The sequence below is a fragment of the Burkholderia ubonensis genome (assembly GCF_902833085.1).
GTDB lineage: Bacteria > Pseudomonadota > Gammaproteobacteria > Burkholderiales > Burkholderiaceae > Burkholderia > Burkholderia ubonensis.
Map to the genome: position 1 here is coordinate 375,783 of NZ_CADFEB010000004.1, position 20,237 is coordinate 396,019.

21 protein-coding genes are annotated in these 20,237 nt (G+C 68.2%); 7 read left to right on the forward strand and 14 right to left on the reverse strand.

The annotated features are described in order from the left end of the window. Window positions 1-11: 11 nt before the first annotated feature. Together lolB and HWX31_RS12980 are read right to left on the reverse strand one after the other, a co-directional pair. Entirely contained in the window at window positions 12-629 is a 618-nt protein-coding gene (gene lolB, locus HWX31_RS12975; RefSeq protein WP_174964395.1) for a lipoprotein insertase outer membrane protein LolB, read from the reverse strand. After that, complete coding sequence (locus HWX31_RS12980) at window positions 629-2,455, reverse strand: tetratricopeptide repeat protein (protein WP_174964394.1); 1,827 nt, start codon at window positions 2,453-2,455, stop codon at window positions 629-631. Before HWX31_RS12980 ends, lolB begins: the two co-directional genes overlap by 1 nt. An 87-nt stretch (window positions 2,456-2,542) precedes the next feature. On the opposite strand from HWX31_RS12980, the gene mutM reads away from it, so the two are divergent. Both mutM and mutY read left to right on the forward strand, forming a co-directional pair. Next, the gene (gene mutM, locus HWX31_RS12985; protein WP_059612844.1) at window positions 2,543-3,373 is read left to right on the forward strand and encodes a bifunctional DNA-formamidopyrimidine glycosylase/DNA-(apurinic or apyrimidinic site) lyase; all 831 of its coding nucleotides are present in this window, start codon (window positions 2,543-2,545) and stop codon (window positions 3,371-3,373) included. Window positions 3,374-3,398: 25 nt separating this feature from the next. Continuing rightward, entirely contained in the window at window positions 3,399-4,505 is a 1,107-nt protein-coding gene (mutY, locus tag HWX31_RS12990) for an A/G-specific adenine glycosylase (protein WP_174964393.1), read from the forward strand. Between the two features lie 16 nt (window positions 4,506-4,521). On the opposite strand, the gene HWX31_RS12995 is transcribed toward mutY, so the two are convergent. From HWX31_RS12995 to kdsD, 11 genes are all read right to left on the reverse strand, one after another. Continuing rightward, a complete protein-coding gene (locus HWX31_RS12995) occupies window positions 4,522-5,160 on the reverse strand; it encodes an LON peptidase substrate-binding domain-containing protein (protein ID WP_042586341.1) in 639 nt (212 codons plus the stop codon). A gap of 26 nt (window positions 5,161-5,186) precedes the next feature. Continuing rightward, window positions 5,187-6,095 carry an RNase adapter RapZ gene (gene rapZ / locus HWX31_RS13000; protein WP_059661755.1) on the reverse strand — a complete coding sequence of 303 codons (909 nt, stop codon included), beginning with the start codon at window positions 6,093-6,095 and terminating at the stop codon, window positions 5,187-5,189. 70 nt (window positions 6,096-6,165) lie between these two features. Further along, complete coding sequence (gene hprK, locus HWX31_RS13005) at window positions 6,166-7,134, reverse strand: HPr(Ser) kinase/phosphatase (protein WP_010090664.1); 969 nt, start codon at window positions 7,132-7,134, stop codon at window positions 6,166-6,168. Window positions 7,135-7,270: 136 nt separating this feature from the next. Continuing rightward, the gene (locus HWX31_RS13010) at window positions 7,271-7,783 is read right to left on the reverse strand and encodes a PTS sugar transporter subunit IIA (RefSeq protein WP_059758585.1); all 513 of its coding nucleotides are present in this window, start codon (window positions 7,781-7,783) and stop codon (window positions 7,271-7,273) included. Window positions 7,784-7,973: 190 nt separating this feature from the next. Then, window positions 7,974-8,342, reverse strand: a complete 369-nt coding sequence (hpf, locus tag HWX31_RS13015) for a ribosome hibernation-promoting factor, HPF/YfiA family (protein ID WP_010090666.1) — start codon at window positions 8,340-8,342, stop codon at window positions 7,974-7,976. Between the two features lie 158 nt (window positions 8,343-8,500). Continuing rightward, window positions 8,501-10,006, reverse strand: coding sequence for an RNA polymerase factor sigma-54 (locus HWX31_RS13020; protein ID WP_174964392.1), 1,506 nt, complete (start codon window positions 10,004-10,006; stop codon window positions 8,501-8,503). Between the two features lie 153 nt (window positions 10,007-10,159). After that, window positions 10,160-10,936 (reverse strand): LPS export ABC transporter ATP-binding protein, encoded by a 777-nt coding sequence (gene lptB, locus HWX31_RS13025; RefSeq protein WP_010090668.1) that lies wholly within the window; start codon window positions 10,934-10,936, stop codon window positions 10,160-10,162. After that, on the reverse strand, window positions 10,933-11,598 hold the full coding sequence (lptA, locus tag HWX31_RS13030) for a lipopolysaccharide transport periplasmic protein LptA (RefSeq protein WP_059612832.1): 666 nt from the start codon (window positions 11,596-11,598) through the stop codon (window positions 10,933-10,935). Before lptA ends, lptB begins: the two co-directional genes overlap by 4 nt. 20 nt (window positions 11,599-11,618) lie before the next feature. Next, the gene (lptC, locus tag HWX31_RS13035) at window positions 11,619-12,233 is read right to left on the reverse strand and encodes an LPS export ABC transporter periplasmic protein LptC (protein WP_042586337.1); all 615 of its coding nucleotides are present in this window, start codon (window positions 12,231-12,233) and stop codon (window positions 11,619-11,621) included. A 3-nt stretch (window positions 12,234-12,236) separates the two neighbouring features. Next, window positions 12,237-12,773, reverse strand: coding sequence for a KdsC family phosphatase (locus HWX31_RS13040; protein ID WP_059612827.1), 537 nt, complete (start codon window positions 12,771-12,773; stop codon window positions 12,237-12,239). After that, a complete protein-coding gene (gene kdsD, locus HWX31_RS13045; RefSeq protein ID WP_059613267.1) occupies window positions 12,773-13,756 on the reverse strand; it encodes an arabinose 5-phosphate isomerase KdsD in 984 nt (327 codons plus the stop codon). Before kdsD ends, HWX31_RS13040 begins: the two co-directional genes overlap by 1 nt. A 126-nt stretch (window positions 13,757-13,882) precedes the next feature. Between kdsD and HWX31_RS13050 the strand changes: the two genes are divergently transcribed. The 5 genes from HWX31_RS13050 to purU all read left to right on the forward strand — a co-directional run bounded on the left by HWX31_RS13050 (window position 13,883) and on the right by purU (window position 19,006). Continuing rightward, window positions 13,883-15,889 carry a monovalent cation:proton antiporter family protein gene (locus tag HWX31_RS13050; RefSeq protein ID WP_174964391.1) on the forward strand — a complete coding sequence of 669 codons (2,007 nt, stop codon included), beginning with the start codon at window positions 13,883-13,885 and terminating at the stop codon, window positions 15,887-15,889. Window positions 15,890-15,965: 76 nt separating this feature from the next. Beyond that, window positions 15,966-16,532 carry an adenine phosphoribosyltransferase gene (locus HWX31_RS13055; RefSeq protein ID WP_059612821.1) on the forward strand — a complete coding sequence of 189 codons (567 nt, stop codon included), beginning with the start codon at window positions 15,966-15,968 and terminating at the stop codon, window positions 16,530-16,532. Window positions 16,533-16,558: 26 nt separating this feature from the next. Next, a complete protein-coding gene (locus HWX31_RS13060; RefSeq protein ID WP_174964390.1) occupies window positions 16,559-17,173 on the forward strand; it encodes a LysE family translocator in 615 nt (204 codons plus the stop codon). 10 nt (window positions 17,174-17,183) lie between these two features. After that, window positions 17,184-18,041, forward strand: a complete 858-nt coding sequence (locus HWX31_RS13065; protein ID WP_174964389.1) for an NUDIX hydrolase — start codon at window positions 17,184-17,186, stop codon at window positions 18,039-18,041. Window positions 18,042-18,121: 80 nt separating this feature from the next. Then, window positions 18,122-19,006 (forward strand): formyltetrahydrofolate deformylase, encoded by an 885-nt coding sequence (gene purU / locus HWX31_RS13070; RefSeq protein WP_174964388.1) that lies wholly within the window; start codon window positions 18,122-18,124, stop codon window positions 19,004-19,006. An 87-nt stretch (window positions 19,007-19,093) separates the two neighbouring features. On the opposite strand, the gene HWX31_RS13075 is transcribed toward purU, so the two are convergent. Beyond that, window positions 19,094-20,182 carry an AI-2E family transporter gene (locus HWX31_RS13075; RefSeq protein ID WP_174964387.1) on the reverse strand — a complete coding sequence of 363 codons (1,089 nt, stop codon included), beginning with the start codon at window positions 20,180-20,182 and terminating at the stop codon, window positions 19,094-19,096. Window positions 20,183-20,237: the final 55 nt, after the last annotated feature.

Here is a 20,237-nt window from a genome sequence, read left to right on the forward strand (position 1 = left end):
GGCGCGCGTGCTCACTGGTCGAGCACGAGCTTGATGTCGAGCGGCGGCGTCGCGCGCACGATGTTCACGCGCTTGACGCCGGTGGCCGGCGCATCCGCGTACGAGAGGTAATCGATCGTCCAGCCGTCCTGGCGGATCTGCTTGATGCGCGCGCCGTCTTCGGCGTCGCGCACGGTCGCGGCCGGCGACGCCGGCGCGGGCGTCGGCTGCAGCCAGTAGCGCAGCCCGGCGAGCGGCAGCGAAAAGCCGAGCGTGTTCTGCATCAGCTGATCGACGTCCGTCGCGAACTGCGGCCGGCGGTTCGGCAATTCGAGCGACGCGGTGCGCGGCGACGACTTCACGACCGCGAGCGTCTGGCCGAGCGGGCTGCGCAATTCGAGCGACACGTCGTCGCCGTACTCCTGCCAGTCGAAGTTGCCGTACACGTTCTGCTGCCTGCCGAGGCGGTCGTTGTACTGCACCGCGAAGCGGCCGTGATACGCGTGCGTCGCGGCGGTCTGCAGCACGCCGCCGGGCGCGCTCGCCGACGGCGGCGTGCTCGCGCAACCGGCGAGCGCAAGTGCCGCGACGGCCGCGGCGATGCCGCGTGCCGCACGTGAGGACAGGGAAAACATCCGGGCCATTCGCATCAGAGGCCGTTGACCTGGAGGCGCTTGAGCGTCTGCACGAGCGTGTCGTTGTCCGGCTCGAGCTTCTGCGCCGCGCGCCACGCGGTGCGCGCTTCATCCTGCGCGCCGCTCTTCCACAGTACCTCGCCGAGATGCGCGCCGATTTCGGCGTTCGGCTGCAGGTCGTATGCGCGGCGCAGGACCTTCGTCGCGCCGGCGGTGTCGCCCATCCGGAATTTCACCCAGCCGAGGCTGTCCATGATGTACGCGTCGTTCGGCGCGAGCGCGTTGGCCTTCTCGATCAGCTTGCTGGCTTCCGGCAGGCGCTGGTTGCGGTCGGCGAGCGAATAGCCGAGCGCGTTGTACGCCTGCGGGTTGTCGGGCTGCGTGCGGATCAGTTCGCGCAGCTGCTGTTCCATGGTCGTGTAGTGGCCGGTCTTCTCGGCCGCCATCGCATAGTCGTAGCGCAGGTCCGGATCGTCCGGGAAATCGTCGACGGCCCGCGACAGGCGCGTCTCCGCTTCGCCGTAGCGCTTCGCGGTGAACAGGATCGACGCATCGGTGCGCGCGATCACGGCGGCGTCGCGCGGATCGTTGACCGGGAGGTTGTCGAGCACCTTGCGCGCCTCGTCGGTCTTGCCCTGTTTCTGCAGCAGCTGCGCGCGCGTGATCTGCGCGGGCAGGTAGTGCTGGCTCGTCTGGTCGACCTTGTCGAGCCATTGCGACGCGGTCGCGTCGTTGCCCTGGTCGATCGCGATCTGCGCGAGGTAGATGTAGCCCTGGCCGACGTCGGCGTTCGGCTGCTTCGCGCCGAGCTGCACGTACTGCTTCAGGTAGGCCGTCGCATCGTCGAGCTTCTTCTGCTGAATCTTGATCAGCGCGAGCGCCATCAGCGGCGTCGGATCTTTCGAGTCGAGCTTGCGCATCGTCTCGAACTGCTTCTGCGCGTCGTCGAGGCGTTCGTCCGCGAGATACAGCTGCGACAGCGCGAGCCGCGCGTCGCGCGACTTCGGATTCTGCTGAACATATTTCTCGAACGATGCGATGCCGGCCGCGCGCTCCGCGGGGCCCATCTGCGACAGCATCAGCGCCGCGGGCAGGTAGTCCGGCCGGATCTGCAGCGCCTGCTTCAGCGATTGCGCGGCGCCGTCCTTGTCGTCGACGGCGAGCTGCTGGCGGGCGATCGCGAGTTGCGCCTCCGGGCGGTTCATGTCGTTCTTCAGCATGTCCCGCAGCACCGCGAGGCCGCCGACGCGGTCGGCGCCGCGCGCGAGCAGCGCCTGCAGCGCGAGGATCGCGGGGCCGCGCGTGTCGCCGGTCGCGCGCGCGAGTTCGCGCGCGAGCATCGGCTGCGCGTCGGCCGGCTTGCCGGCGAGCACCAGCAGCGCGGCGTCGACCTGCGACGCGCGGTTCGAATCCGGCGCGTACTGGCGCCACAGGTTCGCGGCGGACAGCGCATCGGCCGGGCTCTGCGCGGCGAGCGCGATTTCGGTCGCGCGCTGCGCCATGCGCGGGTCGCGCGTGTCGCGCGCGAGCGCGAGATACGTCTGGAACGCCGGAGCGGGCTGGTTACGCTGGAGCGCCACTTCGGCGGCAAGCACCTGATAGACGATCTGGCTCGTCAGCGGCACGCTCGGGAGATTCTTTTTCTCGTCCGGCAACACATGGTCGAACGCGCCCTGCGGCTCGTCGTCGTCCGGCGCAGGCATCTGCGCGTGGGCCGGAATGGCGGCGAAGGTCCATGCGGCGATCAGCGCGGCACCAAGCACGCGGCGGACCGGGAAGGCACGCAAGCCGCGCGCGTCGGCGGCGGGGCGCTTCTGAAGCAGCTTCAAGGGCAGGGTCATGGAAATCCGTTCGATGTTTCGGTCGATTGTAACGCGCTCGCTACAATACACGCACAATCACGACCATCAGTTTGAGACCCGCAGAACATGCCAGAGTTGCCAGAAGTCGAAGTGACGCGCCGGGGTATCGAACCCTTTGTCGCGGGGCGGCGCGTCGAGCGCGTCGACGTCCGTACCGCGATGCTGCGCTGGCCGGTGCCGGCCGGGCTCGCCGAGCAGTTGCGCGCGCGCGAGGTGCTCGGCGTCGAGCGGCGCGGCAAGTACCTGCTGTTCGAGGTCGACGCCGGCTGGTTCATCGTGCATCTCGGCATGACGGGCACGCTGCGCGTGCTGCCGACCGCCGGCGCGCCGCCCGCCGCCGCGAAGCACGACCACATCGACTGGATCTTCGACGAATTCGTGCTGCGCTACCGCGATCCGCGCCGCTTCGGCGCCGTGCTGTGGCATCCGCGCGAGGCGGGCGACGTGCACGCGCACCCGCTGCTCGCGAGCCTCGGCGTCGAACCGTTCTCGCCGGCCTTCAGCGGCGCGCTGCTGCATGCGCGCACGCGCGGGCGCTCGGTGTCGGTGAAGCAGGCGCTGCTCGCGGGCGACATCGTCGTCGGCGTCGGCAACATCTATGCATCGGAGAGCCTGTTCCGCGCCGGGATCCGGCCGACCACCGCCGCCGGGAAGGTGTCGCTGCCGCGTTACGAGCGGCTGGCCGATGCCGTGCGCGCGACGCTCGCCGACGCGATCGAGCGCGGCGGCAGCACGTTGCGCGATTTCGTCGGCAGCAACGGCGAGAGCGGCTACTTCCAGCTCGACTGTTTCGTCTACGATCGCGCGGGCCTGCCTTGCCGTGTGTGCGGCACGCCGGTCCGGCAGATCGTGCAGGGCCAGCGGTCGACCTATTTCTGTCCGACGTGCCAGCGTTGAAACCTTTGTCCATTTTCTCGTCATCTTGAAGCCGCCCCGTACCGCTCCCGCTCCGTTTCCCGTTACGCCGCTGCACCGCACGTTCGCCACGCGCCTGATCGCGTGGCAGCGCGCGCACGGCCGCCACGACCTGCCGTGGCAGAACACACGCGATCCCTATCGCATCTGGCTGTCGGAAATCATGCTGCAGCAGACCCAGGTGTCGACCGTCGTGCCGTACTACCTGCGCTTTCTCGAGCGCTTTCCGGACGTCGCCGCGCTCGCCGCCGCGCCGGCCGACGACGTGATGGCGCTATGGGCGGGCCTCGGCTACTACTCGCGCGCGCGCAACCTGCACCGCTGCGCGCAGGTGGTGGCCGCCGAGCACGGCGGCGCGTTCCCGGCGACGCCGGACGCGCTCGCCGAGCTGCCCGGCATCGGCCGCTCGACCGCGGCGGCGATCGCGTCGTTCGCGTTCGGCGCGCACGCGACGATTCTCGACGGCAACGTGAAGCGCGTGCTCGCGCGGGTGTTCGGCGTCGAAGGCTTCCCCGGCGAGAAGCGCGTCGAGAACGACATGTGGGCGCTGGCCGAATCGCTGCTGCCCGATGCCGCGAATGCAGCTGACGTGAGCGCGTATACGCAGGGCCTGATGGATCTCGGCGCGACGCTGTGCGGGCGCGGCAAGCCGGATTGCGCGCGCTGCCCGTTTGCCGGCGATTGCGTCGCGCAGTCCACCGGCCGGCAGCGCGAATTGCCGGCCGCGCGCCCGAAGAAGAAGGTGCCGACGCGCAAGACCTGGATGCTCGTGCTGCGCGACGGCGACGCGGTGCTGCTCGAGCGGCGGCCGCCGGCGGGCATCTGGGGCGGATTGTGGAGCCTGCCGGAAGCCGACGGCGACGCCGCGCTCGCCGACCGCGCGCGCGGTCTGGGCGGCGGCGGGCCGGTTCCGCTCGCGCCGCTCACGCACACGTTTACGCATTTCAAGCTCGAAATCGAGCCGCGGCTGAGCGAAATGGGCGAGGGCGGCGGCGGTGACGTCGTCGCACAGGACGCGCAAACCGCATGGGTGCCGCTGAGCGGACTCGACGCGTACGGCGTGCCCGCGCCGGTGCGCAAGCTGCTCGATGCGTTGAGCGGGCCGCTGCTGTAACTCGCGCGGCGGGCGCTCAGAGCCAGCCGTGCCGGTTCAGCACATGATGCACGGCGTCGATGCGCGCGCCGACGTCGGGAAACTCCATCAGCTTCTGCCGCGCGCGCAGATCGAGCGGCAGCAGTTCGGCCAGGCGGTTCGACACCCAACTCGGATCGTCGAGCCGGAACGGCTCGCAGAACGGCAGCTTGTCCGGCTCGTTCTTCTGCTTCAGCGCATCGATGATGCGCTCCAGCACCTCCGCGCACGCGCCGAACTGCGCGAGCGCCTGCTCGCCTTCGAGGGGAATGTCGTCGGGCAGCGGCTCCGCGATGCCGACGAGCAGCCCGTTCGCCTCAACGCGGTACGACAGCAGTTCGAAGCGCTGCGTGCCGATCGCCTGCAGAAACAGCATCCCGAATTCGCCGGTGTCGCATTCGACGATGCGCGCCATGCAGCCGATCGTTTCCGGCACCGACACCGCGCCTTCCTGCGCGACTTCCGGGCCGCTTTTCAGCAGGCAGACGCCGAACGGCGCGTTGTCGCGCAGACAGGCGCGCGACATGTCGAGATAGCGCGCCTCGAACACCTTGAGCGGCAGCAGCCCTCCGGGAAACAGCACGGTATGCAGCGGAAACAGCGGCAGGTCGAGCAGGGTGGTGGAGAGAGAGGACATGGCGCGCTGACGGGGAAGCGGCGTCGCTAGGGTCTTGCGACCGCAGTCACGAGCCGCGACGACGCGCCGACATCCACCGGTGCGTCACGATGCCGCACGATCACGTTCGCCTCGGCCGCGAGGCGCGTGGCGAGCGTTTCCGCGATGAAGACCGAGCGATGCTGCCCGCCCGTGCAGCCGATGGCGACGGTCAGGTAGCTGCGATTGTCTTCGCGGAAGTGCGGCAGCCATTTGATGAGAAACGCATGGATGTCGTCGATCATCTGGTGGACGATCGGCAGTGCGTCGAGAAACGCGATGACCGGCTGGTCGAGCCCGGTGAGCGGGCGCAGCTCATGGTCGTAGTACGGATTCGGCAGCGCGCGCACGTCGAACATCAGGTCCGCGTCGAGCGGCACGCCACGCTTGAAGCCGAACGATTCGAACGTCAGCATCAGGTCGTGGTCCTTCTGCTCGATGAACCGCTTGACCCAGCTGCGCAGCGCATTCGCGCGCAGGTTGCTGGTGTCGATCTGATGGCCGAATTCGGCGAGCGGCGCGACCAGGTCGCGCTCGCGCTCGATCGCCTCCTCGAGCGACGACAGCAGGCCGACGTCGGCGTCGTGCGACGGCGAGCCGGACAGCGGATGGCGGCGGCGCGTCTCGGAAAAGCGCTGGATCAGCGCCTGGGTGCTCGCGTTGAGGAACAGCACGCGCACGTCGTGCTCGCGCGACAGCGCGCGGATCAGGCCGGGCATTTCGTCGAGCGACGCGCTCGAGCGCGCGTCGATCGCGACGGCGAGCTGCCGCTGGCCTTCCTCGGCCAGGTAGCGGGCCAGCTCGGGCAGCACGTGCGGCGGCAGGTTGTCGACGCAGTAGAAGCCCGCGTCCTCCAGCGCGTTCAGCGCGACGGACTTGCCGGAGCCGGAAATGCCGGTGATGAGAACTATGCGCATGGGAAGCAGAAAATCCTGACGTTTCATCATAGCACCGGCACGACGCGCCCGCGCCGTGCGCCTGCACCGGTTAAACGAGCTTGCCGGGGAACTGGCTATCGGGATCCTGCATCGCGAGTCGTTGCCGATCCATGAAATCGCGCAGCGTGTCGATGCCGCGCAACTGCAGGATCGTGTTGCGGACCGCCGCCTCGACCAGCACCGCGAGGTTGCGGCCGGCCGCGACCTGGATCGTGACCTTGCTGATCGGCAGGCCGAGCACGTCGACCGTCTGGCTTTCGAGCGGCAGGCGCTGGAACTCGCCGTCGGGGCGCCGCACCAGCTGCACGATCAGCTTCAGCTTCATTTTCCGCCGTACGGCGGTCTCGCCGAAGATCGTCTTGATGTCGAGCAGGCCGAGGCCGCGCACTTCGAGCAGGTTCTGCAGCAGCGGCGGGCAGCGCCCTTCGACGAAATCGGGGCCGAGGCGCACGAAATCGACCGCGTCGTCGGCGACGAGGCCGTGGCCGCGGCTGATCAGCTCAAGGCCGAGTTCGCTCTTGCCGAGGCCCGAGTCGCCCGTCAGCAGCACGCCCATCCCGAGGATGTCGAGGAACACGCCGTGCAGCGTGGCGCGCGGCGCGAGGATGCGCGACATGTAGAGGCGCAGGCTGTCGATCACCGCGGCGGCGGACATCGGCGTCGTGAACAGCGGCGTCGATGAGCGCGTGCAGCGCAGCACCAGTTCGGGCGGCGCCGCGGCGCCGCCGGCGACGACGAGGAACGGCGGTTCGAGGGCGATCAGTTCGGCCATGTGGCGCGAGCGGTCTTCGTCGGTCTGCCGCTGGTAGTAGTCGATCTCGGCTTCGCCGAGCACCTGGATCCGGTTCGGGTGGATCAGGTTCAGGTGGCCGACGAGGTCGGCGCTCGACGTCGCATTGGCGACGGTATCCGCGGAAAAGCCGCGTTCCCAGCCTTCATGCCCCGTCAGCCAGCTGAGCTTCAGCGTGGCGGCGTTGTCGTCGAAGATGCTCTGGGCGTTGATGCTGGACGTATCCATGAGTCCGTCACTCCAGTGAGCCGGTCAATGAGCCGGTGCGCGCAGCGACGGTCGTCGCCACGCCGGGCCGGCGCCGGGCGGCCCGGGACGGCGGCGCGTGCCGCCTGGTTCGGGAAAATGTACCGCCCGGATCAACTCAAGGTTGCCACTGAGTGAGCAGGCTGTGCAACTCCGCGCGATCCGGTTCGTTGTGCAGACGCTCGCGCGCATCGCGGTCGGACAGCAGCTGCGCGATTTCCGACAGGATCTCGAGATGCTGCTGGGTGGCTTGCTCGGGAACGAGCAGGAAGATCAGGAGCGAAACGGGCTGGCCGTCGGGCGCCTCGAACGGAATCGGATCGGCGAGCCGCACGAACGCGGCGAGCGGATGCTTGAGGCCCTTGATGCGCCCGTGCGGAATCGCGACGCCTTCGCCGAGCCCGGTCGAGCCGAGGCGCTCGCGCGCGAACAGGTTGTCCGTGACGGTGCTGCGGGCGATGCCGTTCTGATTCTCGAACATCAGCCCGGCTTGTTCGAAGACGCGTTTCTTGCTGGTGACGGAGAGGTCGATGACGACGTTCTCTAGGGGCAGGATTTTGGCTAGGCGATTCATGTTGGCAGGCGATAGGGCGGCCTGGGGTCTCCTCGCGGCGGCAGACTGATTTTCCATGTTTGGCAATATCAAGGCGTTAGGCGATGGAGACCTGCAAGGCACGGCGACCGTACCCAACGCCCCCCGGCAATAACCGAAGCATTATAGAACACGGGCGCGAGCGTGGCGCGGATGCGCAAGGCGCTGCGCGGGACACAAAAAAAACCGCCCGGCGAACCGGGCGGCGTGGCGATGCGGCTATGGCAGGTTATTGCGGCGGCACTTCGATCTGCTCGAACTGCTCGACCGCCGGCTGAAGCTTGATCGGATCGTGCGCGTGCGTTTGCAGGCGCTCCATGTGCTTCACGACCTGGCGGTCCAGCTTGTCGATCAGCAGGTCGATTGCCGCGTACAGGTTGCCGTTTGCGCTTTCGACGAAGATGTCCTTGCCCTTCAGATGCAGATTGATTTCCGCGCGTTGCTGCTTGTCCTTTTCCTTGTGGTTGTCGACCGAGAGGATCACAGTGCCATCGATCACCTGATCGCTATGCCGTAGCACCCGGTCCAGCTTGGTGATCACGTATTCGCGAATTGCAGGCGTGACTTCGAGATGATGTCCACTGATCTTCAGGTTCATAGTGCTTCTCCAAGCGAGTGACCACGCGGCCGCATCGAGGCGGCGCTCCGGTCGACATGCCCGTGCCGCACGGTGCGGCAGTTGGCGGACAGGTCGCCCGGCCTGTTCCCCGTATGCGCGGTGGCCGGAACACGCCTGCCGCCGGGCAGGCAGCAGGCTTAAAGAGACTTGCGCAGATTCACTGCCGGGATCTTGAGGGCTTCGCGATACTTGGCAACCGTGCGGCGCGCGACCACGAAGCCTTGTTCTGCCAGCAGTTCGGCAATTCGGCTGTCCGAAAGAGGCGATTTGGTGTCTTCGGCTCCTATCAGTTGCTTGATCAGGGCACGGATGGCGGTCGACGATGCGGCGCCACCGGTGTCGGTCGAGACGTGAGATCCGAAGAAGTACTTAAATTCAAGCGTCCCGAACGGGGTCAGCATGTACTTCCCGGTTGTCACACGGCTGACAGTCGACTCGTGTAGGCCCAGCGTATCAGCTATTTCCCGCAAAACCAAGGGGCGCATGGCGATTTCGCCGTGCGCAAAGAAATTCTTCTGACGTTCGACAATAGCCTGCGCAACTCGCAGGATCGTGTCGAACCGCTGCTGGATATTCTTGATCAGCCAGCGCGCTTCCTGCAGCTGCTGCTTGAGCGAACCCGCGGACGGATCGCCGCGGCTGTTGCGCAGGATGTTCGCGTAGAGATTGTTGATCCGCAGGCGCGGCACGACTTCGGGATTCAGCTCCGCCTGCCAGCCCTGGCCGACCTTCTTCACGATGATGTCGGGCACGACGTAGTCCGCTTCGGCCTTGCCGTACGCGGCGCCCGGGAACGGCTCCAGCGAGCGGATCAGCGCGTGCGCGTCGCGCAGCGCGTCGTCGTTCGCCTTCAGGTGCTTGCGCAACCGCGTGAAGTCGCGCGCGGCGAGCAGTTCGAGATATTGCGACACGATCTCGAGCGCGAGCGTGCGCGTCGGGGACGGATCGAGCCGCAACAATTGCAGCTTCAGGCACTCGGACGCCGAGCGGGCCCCGACCCCGGCCGGGTCGAAGCTGTGCAGCAGCGCGAGCGCTGCGTTCAGTTCGTCGCAATCGACTTCGAGTTCGGGCGGCAGGTCGGCGAGCACCTCGTCGAGCGTGGCGGTCAGGTAGCCGTCGTCGTCGAGCGATTCGATCAGGAACATCACGAGCGCGCGGTCGCGCGGCCCGGCCTGCGTGACGCGCAGCTGCGCGGACAGGTGGTCGCGCAGCGACGTCGCCGCTTCCTGGACCTGCAGCGGCGGCAGGTCGTCGTCATCCGACGCGCCGCTCGCGCGGCCGAATTCGTCGAGGTTCCATTGCGGGCCGTCGCTGTCGCCGGAGGCGTAGCCGTCGTAGTCGTCGGCCGCGGCCGGCTCGTCGCGTTCGGTGCGCTCGCCGGTCTGGCCGGCGCCGTTCGTGGCCGCCATCGGCTCGGAGTTCGACGCGGGCGGCGTCTGCGCGATCAGCGAACCGTCCGCGGCAACGCGCAGCGGGCTCGCGATCCATTCGTCGTCGCTTTCGAGCAGCGGATTCTGGGCGACCGCCATCGCCACTTCCTGCTGCAGTTCGAGCGTCGACAGCTGCAGGAGCCGGATCGACTGCTGCAGTTGCGGCGTCAGCGCCAGGTGTTGCGACAGGCGGAGTTGAAGGCTGGCTTTCATGGCAAGGAGGGAGTCATACCGGGAGTTTGCCACGACCCAGGCGCCTTGAGCCATCCGCGATTACGCGCGGCGCCCGTCCGGCCGCGAACGGGACTGTAAACAGGGCGCCGCCCCGCGCGGCGTGACCGGGCGGGGCGCGTCCTCGACGACGGGTTACATGCGGAAATGTTCGCCGAGATAGACGCGGCGCACGCTTTCGTTCTCGATGATTTCGCTCGGCGCGCCGGCGGCGAGCACGGTACCGTCGCTGATGATGTACGCGTGGTCGCAGATGCCGAGCGTTTCGCGGACGTTGTGGTCCGTGATCAGCACGCCGATGTTGCGCTGCTTCAGGAACTTGACGATCTTCTGGATTTCGAGCACCGCGATCGGGTCGACGCCCGCGAACGGCTCGTCGAGCAGGATGAAGCTCGGGTTGGTCGCGAGCGCGCGCGCGATCTCGACACGGCGGCGTTCGCCGCCGGACAGCGACAGCGCCGGATTCTCGCGCAGGTGGCCGATCTGCAGCTCGTCGAGCAGCGCCTCGGTGCGCGACGCGATCGCGTCCTTCGACAGGCGCTTGCCGCCGTCGTCGTGCTGCAGCTCGAGCACCGCGCGGATGTTTTCCTCGACGGTCAGCTTGCGGAACACCGACGCTTCCTGCGGCAGGTACGACAGCCCCAGCGACGCGCGCTTGTGGATCGGCAGCAGGCTGATCGAGCTGCCGTTCAGCGAGATTTCGCCCGCGTCGAGCGGCACGAGCCCGACGATCATGTAGAACGACGTGGTCTTGCCGGCGCCGTTCGGGCCGAGCAGGCCGACGACTTCGCCGCTCTTCACGTCGAGCGACACATCCTTGACCACCGTGCGCGAGCCGTAGCGCTTCTTCAGGTTGCGCACGACGAGCGAGCTGCTGGTGCCGGCCGGCTGGCGGTTCGGTAACGCGTTCATTGGGCCGGCGCCCCCTGGATCGTGGTCGACGGCGCCAGCTTGGCCGGCGCGCCGTTCAGCGGGGCGGGGCCGCCGTTGCGCGGCGACAGCATCGCGCGCACGCGGCCGTTCGGGTTGCCCGGCGCCGCGACGTCCTTGCCGCCGCGCGCCGTGTAGAAGTCGCGCTGGCCGTCGTAGGTGATCACGCTGCCGTGCACGGTGTCGGCGATCGTCGACGTGCCCTGCAGGCGGCGCACGGTCGCGGCGGTCGTGAGCGTCGTCAGGTCCTGCTTGCCGTCGTAGTCGATGCGTTCCGAGTCGCCGTCGATGTACTCGTCGAGCCCTTCGCGCTTCTGGCGGAACGACGCGTGCTTCTTGCCGCTGCCGTACGACGTTGCGTACTGATAGCCTTCCGGATCCTGCCGCACTTCGACGCGATCACCCTTGATGATGATCGTGCCCTTCGTGATCACGACGTTGCCGGTCGCGATGGTGACCTGCTTCAGGTCGTCGTAGGTCAGGTTGTCCGCTTCGACGTTGATCGGCTTGCCCTGATCGGCCTTTTCGGCATGGGCGAGCGGCGCCAGCCCGGCCAGCGGGAGCGCCACGAGCGTCGCGGCGAGCGCGGCGCGGGCGACGCGCCGGGCGCCGCCGTAAATCTGACACGGGAACGATTCGTTCATGCAGTCACGCGTGGGATGAGTTACTTGGGTTGACCTTTCGAGCCGCCGGAAGCGTCCGACGCGGCAATCGTGCCGCGCACGTTGCCGTAAAGCTCGATGACCCGGGTGACGTTGTTGTACTTCATGCCGTCGGTCGCGTTGACGAGCGACAGGCCGCGCTGAAGTTTAACCGGCTTTTCGGTCTGGATCACATCATCATTGACGAAGATCCGGAAATGCTGGGAATCCGCCTGCATCTGCGGATCGCCGCCGCCCGCGGCGCGCAGGATGCGCGCGTCGTCATACAGGTCGACGATCGACACGTCGCCGTTGACGGTGCCGCGCTTCGCGGTGGTCGTCACGACCGGCTTGCCGGGCTGGAACGCACGCATCGCCGGGGTGGTCAGGTCGCTCGACTCGGTGTCCTCGTAGTGGATCAGCTTCGCCGCGGTCAGCCGGTACTGGGTCGTGCCCGACTGGTCGAGCTCGGTCACCGAGAAGTTGTCGGCGAAATAATCGGGCGTGTGCTGCTTCTGCTGCGCGGGGCCTTCGCCGGGCGGCGGCAGCGTCGCCTGCAGCAGCCACCAGGTGATGCCCGCGAGCGCCGCGACCGCGGCGAGCGGCAGCAGCTGGGTCCAGCGGAATTGAGGATTCATCCGTCAGGCCCCGCAGGCTTGCGCGAGCAGCGCGTCGTAGCGGCGCTGCGCGCGCAGGATCGTGTCGCAGACCTCGCGCACCGCGCCTTGGCCGCCGCGGGCCTCGGCGACCCAGTGCGCACGGGCGATCACCTCGGGGTGCGCGTTGGCCGGCGCGGTCGCGAAGCCGCAGCGCAGCATCACCGGCAGGTCGGGCCAGTCGTCGCCCATGTAGCCGCATGCGTCCGGCGCGATGCCGAGCGACGCGGCCAGCTCGGCGAACACGGCAAGCTTGTTCTCGGCGCCCTGGAACAGGTGCGCGATCTTCATTTCCTTCGCGCGCGCGGCGACGATCTCGGACTTGCGGCCCGTGATGATCGCGGTCGCGATGCCGGCCTCGCCGAGCAGCTTCACGCCGTGCCCGTCGAGCGAATTGAACGACTTCATCGCGTCGCCGGCGGCCGTAAACAGCAGGCCGCCGTCGGTCAGCACGCCGTCGACGTCGAAAATCATCAGCTTCACACGGCTCGCGCGCTCGGCTGCGGTCAGCGCAGCGGTCATCAGATCACCTTCTTCGAGAACAGGTCGTGCATGTTCAGCGCGCCGATCAGCGCACCGTCGGCATCGACCACCAGCATCTGGTTGATCCGGTGGCGCTCCATCAGTTCCACCGCCTCGACCGCGAGGTGATCCGGCCCGATCGTGCGCGGCTGGCGCGTCATCACGTCGACGATCGGCAGCCGGCGGAAATCGCCGTCGCGCTCGAGCACGCGGCGCAGGTCGCCGTCCGTGAAGATCCCGGCGACCTTGCCGTCGGCGCCGACCACGGCCGTCATCCCGAGCCGCTTCGCGGTGATCTGGAACAGCGCGTCGGACAGCGTCGCGTCGAGCCCGACGGACGGAATCTCGTCGCCGGTGCGCATCACGTCGCGCACGTAGGTGAGCAGGCGCCGGCCGAGCGCGCCGCCCGGGTGCGAGCGCGCGAAATCCTCGGAGCCGAAGCCCCGCGCGTCGAGCACCGCGACCGCGAGCGCGTCGCCGAGCGCGAGCGCGGCGGTCGTGCTCGCGGTGGGCGCGAGGTTGAGCGGGCACGCTTCCTTCGCGACCGCGGCGTTCAGGTTGACGTCGGCGAGCTGGCCGAGGCTGGATTCGGCGCGGCCCGTGATCGCGATCAGCTTCGCGCCGATCCGCTTCACGAGCGGCAGGATCGCGACGAGCTCTTCCGACTCGCCGGAGTACGAGATGCCGATGAACACGTCGTCGGCCGTGACCATCCCGAGGTCGCCGTGGCTGGCCTCGGCCGGATGGACGAAGAACGCGGGCGTGCCGGTGCTGGCCAGCGTGGCCGCGATCTTGCGGGCGATGTGCCCCGATTTGCCGATTCCGGAGACCACCACGCGGCCGCCGCAGCCGAGCAGCAGCGCGACGGCCTTGACGAAGTCGCCGTCGAGCTGGTCGCTCAGCGCGCGCACGGCGTCCGCCTCGATGTCGAGCACGTCGCGGGCGAGCGCGAGCGCCCGATCATCATTGATTTTCGCTATCATGCGCGGAGTATAGCAAAGGCGTTTGTTCGCCGCGCCGGCCGTTCGGACTCGTCCGATGTCGCCTGTCTCCCGCCACCATGCCGCGCCTGCTTTGCCGTGGCCCCGACGACCGAGGACGCTTCGCCTGTGATTTCCCCCCTCGAAATGACGCTTCTGCTGCTGCTGGCTTCGGTGGTGGGCGTCGTCGTATTCCGTTCGCTGAACCTGCCGCCGATGCTCGGCTACCTGACCGTCGGCATCCTGGTCGGCCCGCACGCGTTCGGCGTCGCGGCGGACCTCGAGCGGGCCGAGCATCTCGCGGAATTCGGCGTGGTGTTCCTGATGTTCTCGATCGGCCTCGAGTTCTCGCTCGCGAAGCTGCGGGCGATGCAGCGGCTCGTGTTCGGCCTCGGGCTGCTGCAGGTGGTCGCGACGCTCGTGCTCGCGCTCGTGCTCGGCGCGCTGTTCGAGCGCTGGATGCACATCACGTGGCAGGGCTGCATCGCGCTCGGCGGCGCGCTCGCGATGTCGTCGACGGCGATCGTGTCGAAGATGCTCGCCGAGCGCCTCGAGATCGAGACCGAGCACGGCCGCAACATCTTCGGCGTGCTGCTGTTCCAGGACCTGGCCGTCGTGCCGCTCCTGATCGTGATCGCCGCGTTCGGCGCCGAGTCGTCGAAGGACCTGGTGCTCACGCTCGGGTTCGCGGCCGTGAAGATCGTGATCGCGCTCGCGCTGCTGCTGATCGTCGGGCAGCGCTTCATGACCCGCTGGCTCAACGTCGTCGCGCGGCGCCGCTCGCAGGAGCTGTTCGTGCTGAACCTGCTGCTCGTCACGCTGGGCGCCGCGTTCTTCACCGACAAGTTCGGGCTGTCGCTCGCGCTCGGCGCGTTCATCGCGGGGATGCTGATTGCCGAGACGCCGTTCCGCCATCAGGTCGAGGAGGACATCAAGCCGTTCCGCGACGTGCTGCTCGGCCTGTTCTTCGTGACGACCGGGATGCTGCTCGACCCGCGCGTGATCTGGGAGCATCCGCTCCTCGTGTTCGGCTTCTTCGTCGGGCAGATCCTGTTCAAGGGCACGATGATCACGGGGCTCGCACGGCTGTTCGGCGCGACGCCGGGCGTCGCGATGCGCACCGGCATCGGCCTCGCGCAGGCCGGCGAATTCGGCTTCGTGCTGCTGAACCTGATTCTCGACAAGCACCTCGTCGATGCGACGCTGCTGCAGGCGATTCTCGCGTCGATGCTGCTGTCGATGCTCGCCGCGCCGTTCCTGATCCAGAACGCCGACCGGATCGTGATGCGGCTGTCGTCGACCGAATGGATGCAGCAGTCGCTGCAGATGACCCGGATCGCGACGCAGAGCCTCAAGCAGCGCGGCCACGTGATCATCTGCGGCTACGGCCGCGCGGGCCAGAACCTTGCGCGGATGCTCGAGCAGGAAGGGATTCCGTACGTCGCGCTCGACCTCGACCCCGATCGCGTGAGCGCGGCCGCGGCCGCGGGCGAGTCGGTCGTGTTCGGCGACGCGGCGCGCCGCGAGTCGCTGCTCGCGGCCGGCATCCACCGCGCGGCGGCGGTCGCGATCACCTATGCGAACACGCCGTCGGCGCTGCGCGTGCTGCACCACGTGCACGAGCTCGAGCCGACGCTGCCGGCGATCGTGCGCACCGTCGACGACGCCGACCTGGAGAAGCTGCTCGCCGCCGGTGCGACCGAGGTGATCCCGGAAATCGTCGAGGGCAGCCTGATGCTCGCGTCGCATACGCTGGTGCTGGTCGGCGTGCCGATGCGCAAGGTCGTGCGGCGCGTCGAGGAGATGCGCGACGAGCGCTACAGCCTGCTGCGCGGCTACTTCCGCGGCGCCGACGACGCGGACGACGACGACCACGAGCAGGTGCGGCTACAATCGGTGCCGGTCGACGCGCGCGCGGACGCGGTCGGGCGCTCGCTGGAAGAGCTCGGGCTGTTCGTGCTCGGGATCGAGGTGACGGCGATCCGCCGGCACGGGATTCGCGGCGTCGAGCCGGATCCGCAGACCAAGCTGCGCGCGAGCGACATCGTCGTGCTGCGCGGGCTGCCCGAAGCGCTGGCGCTTGCCGAAGAGCGCCTGTCGCGCCATCGGCGCGAGCCGCCGGCCACGGCCGCGTGAGCGGCGATCCATAACCTGACCCGTATTTTCTGAACGGTGCCCGAAACGTCGCGCACCGTTTTTTTCGGAGAGTTTCATGCCGCATTCGTCGTCGGGGGCGCCGGTCGATCCGGCCGCCTTCATTCACAGCCAGATCCGCACGGTGCCCGACTGGCCGCAGCCGGGCGTGCAGTTCCGCGACATCACGACGCTGCTGCAAAGCCCGAAGGCGCTGCGCGTGCTGGTCGACCTGTTCGTCGAGCGCTATGTCGACGCGAAGCTCGACTACGTGGCGGGCCTCGACGCGCGCGGCTTCATCATCGCGCCGATCGTCGCGTATGAGCTGAGCGTCGGCTTCGTGCCGATCCGCAAGGTCGGCAAGCTGCCGTACAAGACCCAGCGCGAATCGTACGATCTCGAATACGGCAGCGCGACCGTCGAGATCCACGAGGATGCGTGCCGGCCCGGCGATCGCGTGATCATCATGGACGACCTGATCGCGACCGGCGGCACGATGATGGCGGGGCGCAACCTGCTGCAGCGGCTCGGCGCGGTCGTCGTCGAGGGCGCGGCGATCATCGACCTGCCGGATCTCGGCGGCTCGGCGCTGCTGCGCAACGCGGGTCTGCCCGTCTATACCGTCACCGAATTCTCCGGCCACTGAGCGCCGGCTTACGCAGCGAGGTCACGATGCCGAACTTCATGCTGTTTCTCGCCACGTCGATCGCGATCACGTTCGCGCCCGGCCCGGACAACCTTCAGGTGCTCGCGCGCGGCATCTCGCAGGGCCGCGCGGCCGGCCTCGTCGCGGCGCTCGGCTTTGCCGCCGGCGTGACGTTCCACACGACGCTCGCCGCGCTCGGCGTCGCGGCGGTGCTGCGTTCGTCGCCGGTCGCGTTCCAGATCCTGAAGCTCGCGGGCGCCGCGTACCTGATCTGGATCGGCATCAAGGCGCTGCGCAGCCAGGGCCTCGCGACCGCGCACGAGCGCGCGCCGCAGCCGCTGTGGTCGATCTTCCGCCAGAGCGTGATCGGCAACCTGATGAACCCGAAGGTGACGCTGTTCTTCGTCGTGTTCCTGCCGCAGTTCGTCGATGCGCACGGCGCGCAGAGCGTGACGCTGCAGATGTTCGAGCTCGGCGCGCTGTTCATGCTGCAGACGGCCGCGATCTTCTCGCTGTTCGGCGTGTGCGCCGGCGTGATCGGCACGTGGCTGAAGCGCCGGCCGAAGGCGGGCGTGTGGCTCGACCGGATCGCCGGCGCGACGTTCATCGCGATCGGCATCCGCGTCGCGCTGAAGGACTGAAGGGGGCCGCATGACGTTTCCGTGCATCGCGGCCGCGCGCCGCTTCGACCCGGCCGCGCACCTGCGTTTCGTGATCGCCGGCCTGGCCGTGGGCTGGGTGCGGCGTTCCGACGCAGCGCGGCTCGCCCGCTGGCCCGACGTGTTCGACCTGACGGACGGCCGCGTCACGCTGTCCGACCGCTACGACACGGTCGACGCGCGCAGCATGGCGCTCGCGAGCGCGATCGGCGCGCTCGCGGCCGAAGGCGCGATTCCCGGCTGGCGCGACGAGATCTACGCGATCCGCAACCGCTTCGACGATCCGCCGCTCGCGTACATCGAGCGGGCCGCGTCGCGGTTCTTCGGCACGCAGACTTATGCGGTGCATTTGAACGGCATCGTAGAATATGCGGCTCGGCCGGGGGCGCCGGCTGCGCCGCAGATGTGGCTCGGCCGCCGCAGCGCGACCAAGGCGACCGATCCCGGCATGCTCGACAACGTCGTCGCGGGCGGCATCGGCTGGGGCTTAAGCGTTCACGAGACGCTGGCCAAGGAGTGCTGGGAGGAAGCCGGCATTCCGCCCGAACTGGCGGCGCGCGCGATCGCGGGCCGCGCGGTGCAGGTGCTCTGCTCGCTGCCGGAAGGCACGCAGTCCGAACTGCTGTTCGTCTACGACCTGCCGCTGCCGCGCGACTTCGCGCCGCACAACCAGGACGGCGAAGTCGCCGAGCACCTGCTGGCCGGCGTGCCCGAGGTGATCGGGTGGCTGCGGGACGGCCGGGCGACGCTCGATGCGAGCCTCGCGATGCTCGACACGCTGCTGCGCCACCGCTGGCTCGCGCCGGAAGGCGCGACGGGTATCGACGCGCTGTTCGCGCCGGCGGCCTGACGCGACGCGCGACGCCGGTTGCGCGCGCCCGCTGCGCGCGCCAGCATTTTCACGAATACGGAAACGAAGGGAGTACGGTCATGTCGGCCGATCACAGCTTTATCCTGAAACTGTCGTGCCCCGACCGGCACGGCATCGTCCACGCGGTCTCGGGCTTCCTGTTCGAGCGCGGCAGCAACATCATCGACTCGGCGCAGTTCGGCGACAGCCGCACCGGCGAATTCTTCATGCGCGTGCACTTCGACCAGAACGGCAGCGGCGCGGACGTCGCGGCGGCGCTCGACACGCTGCGCGCGCAGTTCGCGCCGCTCGCCGAGCAGTTCGCGATGCGCTGGGAGATGCACGACGCGGCGGTGAAGCCGCGCGTCGTGATCATGGTGTCGAAGATCGGCCATTGCCTGAACGACCTGCTGTTCCGCTATCGCACGGGCCAGCTGCCGATCGAGATCCCGGCGATCGTGTCGAACCACAAGGACTTCTACCAGCTCGCGGCGAGCTACGACATCCCGTTCCATCACTTCCCGCTCGTCGGCGGCTCGTCCGACGCCGCGAAGGCGGCGCAGGAAGCGCGCGTGCTGGAAGTGATCGACGAGCACCGGGCCGACCTCGTCGTGCTGGCGCGCTACATGCAGATCCTGTCGCAGGACATGTGCGAGCGGCTCGCCGGGCGCGCGATCAACATCCACCATTCGTTCCTGCCGAGCTTCAAGGGCGCGAAGCCGTACTACCAGGCGTTCGACCGCGGCGTGAAGCTGATCGGCGCGACCGCGCACTACGTGACGACCGATCTGGACGAAGGCCCGATCATCGAGCAGGAAGTGGAGCGCGTCGATCACAGCATGACGCCGGACCAGCTGACCGCGATCGGCCGCGACGTCGAGTGCGTGACGCTCGCGCGCGCGGTGAAGTGGCACGTCGAGCACCGGATCGTGCTGAACGGGACGAAGACGGTCGTGTTCCGCTGAGCCGCCGTTCGCCCGGGTAGAAAACGAAACGCCGCGCCCTGCAAAGGGCGCGGCGTTTTTTCTTGCGGACGATTCCGGCCGTGCGAATCAGATCAGCCGAAGCGTGTGCAATTCGCGCTTCAAATACGCATAGAAGATCGGCGCGGCGATCACGCCCGGCAGCCCGAACGCGGCTTCCATCACGAGCATCGCGAGCAGCAGCTCCCACGCGCGCGACTCGATCTGGCCGCCGATGATCTTCGCGTTCAGGAAGTACTCGAGCTTGTGGATGATCACGAGGAACGCGAGCGACGCGATCGCGGTGCCCATGCTCACCGACAGCGACACCGCGACGATCAGCGTGTTCGAGATCAGGTTGCCGATCACCGGCAGCAAACCGACGATGAACGTGACGAGCACGAGCGTCTTCGACAGCGGCAGCCGCTCGTGGAAGATCGGCAGCGCGACGAGCAGGTACAGGCTCGTGAAGAACGCGTTGATCGCCGAGATCTTGATCTGCGCGAACACGATCCGGCGGAACGCGTCGGCGAAGCGCGACACGCGCGTGACGAGCGCGGTCGACAGCGGCCTGCGCACCTTGCCGTGCTCGACGCCGATCGCGATCATCGCGCCGATGATCATCCCGAACAGCACGTGGCCGAAGCCGCGCGCGACGCTCTTGCCGCTCTGCTGGAGCTGGTCCATGTGCGCGTGCATCAGCACGGCCGCCTTCGTCTTCATCTGCTCGACGTCGACGGGCAGCAGGTTCGCGATCCAGGCCGGCGTGCGCGCGCGGGTCTGGTCGACGATCTGCATCAGCTGGCCGAGCAGGCCCTGCAGGTTCGGCACCGCGTGCTCGAAGTGCTCGATGATGCCGATCGTGAGGCCCGTTAGTGCGCCGACGATCGCGACGGACAGCAGCACGACGGCGACCCAGCGCGCCCGCATGCTCGTCGTGTGCCGTTCGATCACGGGCGCGATCGTGTGGATGAGCTGGTAGACGAGCAGGCCGGCCAGCATGCCGCCGAGCAGCTTCAGCTCGAGGACGAGCCACATCGAGAGGAGCGCCAGCAGGTAGCTGCCGATCTCGATCGCCGACAGTTTCGGCAGGCTGAAGTCGCTCGTCAGCCGGACGCTGCGCAGGTGCGGCTCCTTGTTCTGCGCGTCGCGCGGCGACTCGTGTTGCTTCTCCGTCATGATTTCCTGGTGTCTTTCGTGCGCCCGGCCATGCGAGGTCCGGCCGGGCGGCGTT

Excerpts from the sequence above, each read along its gene's own strand:
- lolB (WP_174964395.1), bottom strand. The coding sequence starts at position 629 with ATGCGAATGGCCCGGATGTTTTCCCTGTCCTCACGTGCGGCACGCGGC.
- HWX31_RS12980 (WP_174964394.1), bottom strand. The coding sequence starts at position 2,455 with ATGACCCTGCCCTTGAAGCTGCTTCAGAAGCGCCCCGCCGCCGACGCG.
- mutM (WP_059612844.1), top strand. The coding sequence starts at position 2,543 with ATGCCAGAGTTGCCAGAAGTCGAAGTGACGCGCCGGGGTATCGAACCC.
- HWX31_RS12995 (WP_042586341.1), bottom strand. The coding sequence starts at position 5,160 with ATGTCCTCTCTCTCCACCACCCTGCTCGACCTGCCGCTGTTTCCGCTG.
- rapZ (WP_059661755.1), bottom strand. The coding sequence starts at position 6,095 with ATGCGCATAGTTCTCATCACCGGCATTTCCGGCTCCGGCAAGTCCGTC.
- hprK (WP_010090664.1), bottom strand. The coding sequence starts at position 7,134 with ATGGATACGTCCAGCATCAACGCCCAGAGCATCTTCGACGACAACGCC.
- HWX31_RS13010 (WP_059758585.1), bottom strand. The coding sequence starts at position 7,783 with ATGGAAAATCAGTCTGCCGCCGCGAGGAGACCCCAGGCCGCCCTATCG.
- hpf (WP_010090666.1), bottom strand. The coding sequence starts at position 8,342 with ATGAACCTGAAGATCAGTGGACATCATCTCGAAGTCACGCCTGCAATT.
- HWX31_RS13020 (WP_174964392.1), bottom strand. The coding sequence starts at position 10,006 with ATGAAAGCCAGCCTTCAACTCCGCCTGTCGCAACACCTGGCGCTGACG.
- lptB (WP_010090668.1), bottom strand. The coding sequence starts at position 10,936 with ATGAACGCGTTACCGAACCGCCAGCCGGCCGGCACCAGCAGCTCGCTC.
- lptA (WP_059612832.1), bottom strand. The coding sequence starts at position 11,598 with ATGAACGAATCGTTCCCGTGTCAGATTTACGGCGGCGCCCGGCGCGTC.
- lptC (WP_042586337.1), bottom strand. The coding sequence starts at position 12,233 with ATGAATCCTCAATTCCGCTGGACCCAGCTGCTGCCGCTCGCCGCGGTC.
- HWX31_RS13040 (WP_059612827.1), bottom strand. The coding sequence starts at position 12,773 with ATGACCGCTGCGCTGACCGCAGCCGAGCGCGCGAGCCGTGTGAAGCTG.
- kdsD (WP_059613267.1), bottom strand. The coding sequence starts at position 13,756 with ATGATAGCGAAAATCAATGATGATCGGGCGCTCGCGCTCGCCCGCGAC.
- HWX31_RS13055 (WP_059612821.1), top strand. The coding sequence starts at position 15,966 with ATGCCGCATTCGTCGTCGGGGGCGCCGGTCGATCCGGCCGCCTTCATT.
- HWX31_RS13060 (WP_174964390.1), top strand. The coding sequence starts at position 16,559 with ATGCCGAACTTCATGCTGTTTCTCGCCACGTCGATCGCGATCACGTTC.
- HWX31_RS13065 (WP_174964389.1), top strand. The coding sequence starts at position 17,184 with ATGACGTTTCCGTGCATCGCGGCCGCGCGCCGCTTCGACCCGGCCGCG.
- purU (WP_174964388.1), top strand. The coding sequence starts at position 18,122 with ATGTCGGCCGATCACAGCTTTATCCTGAAACTGTCGTGCCCCGACCGG.
- HWX31_RS13075 (WP_174964387.1), bottom strand. The coding sequence starts at position 20,182 with ATGACGGAGAAGCAACACGAGTCGCCGCGCGACGCGCAGAACAAGGAG.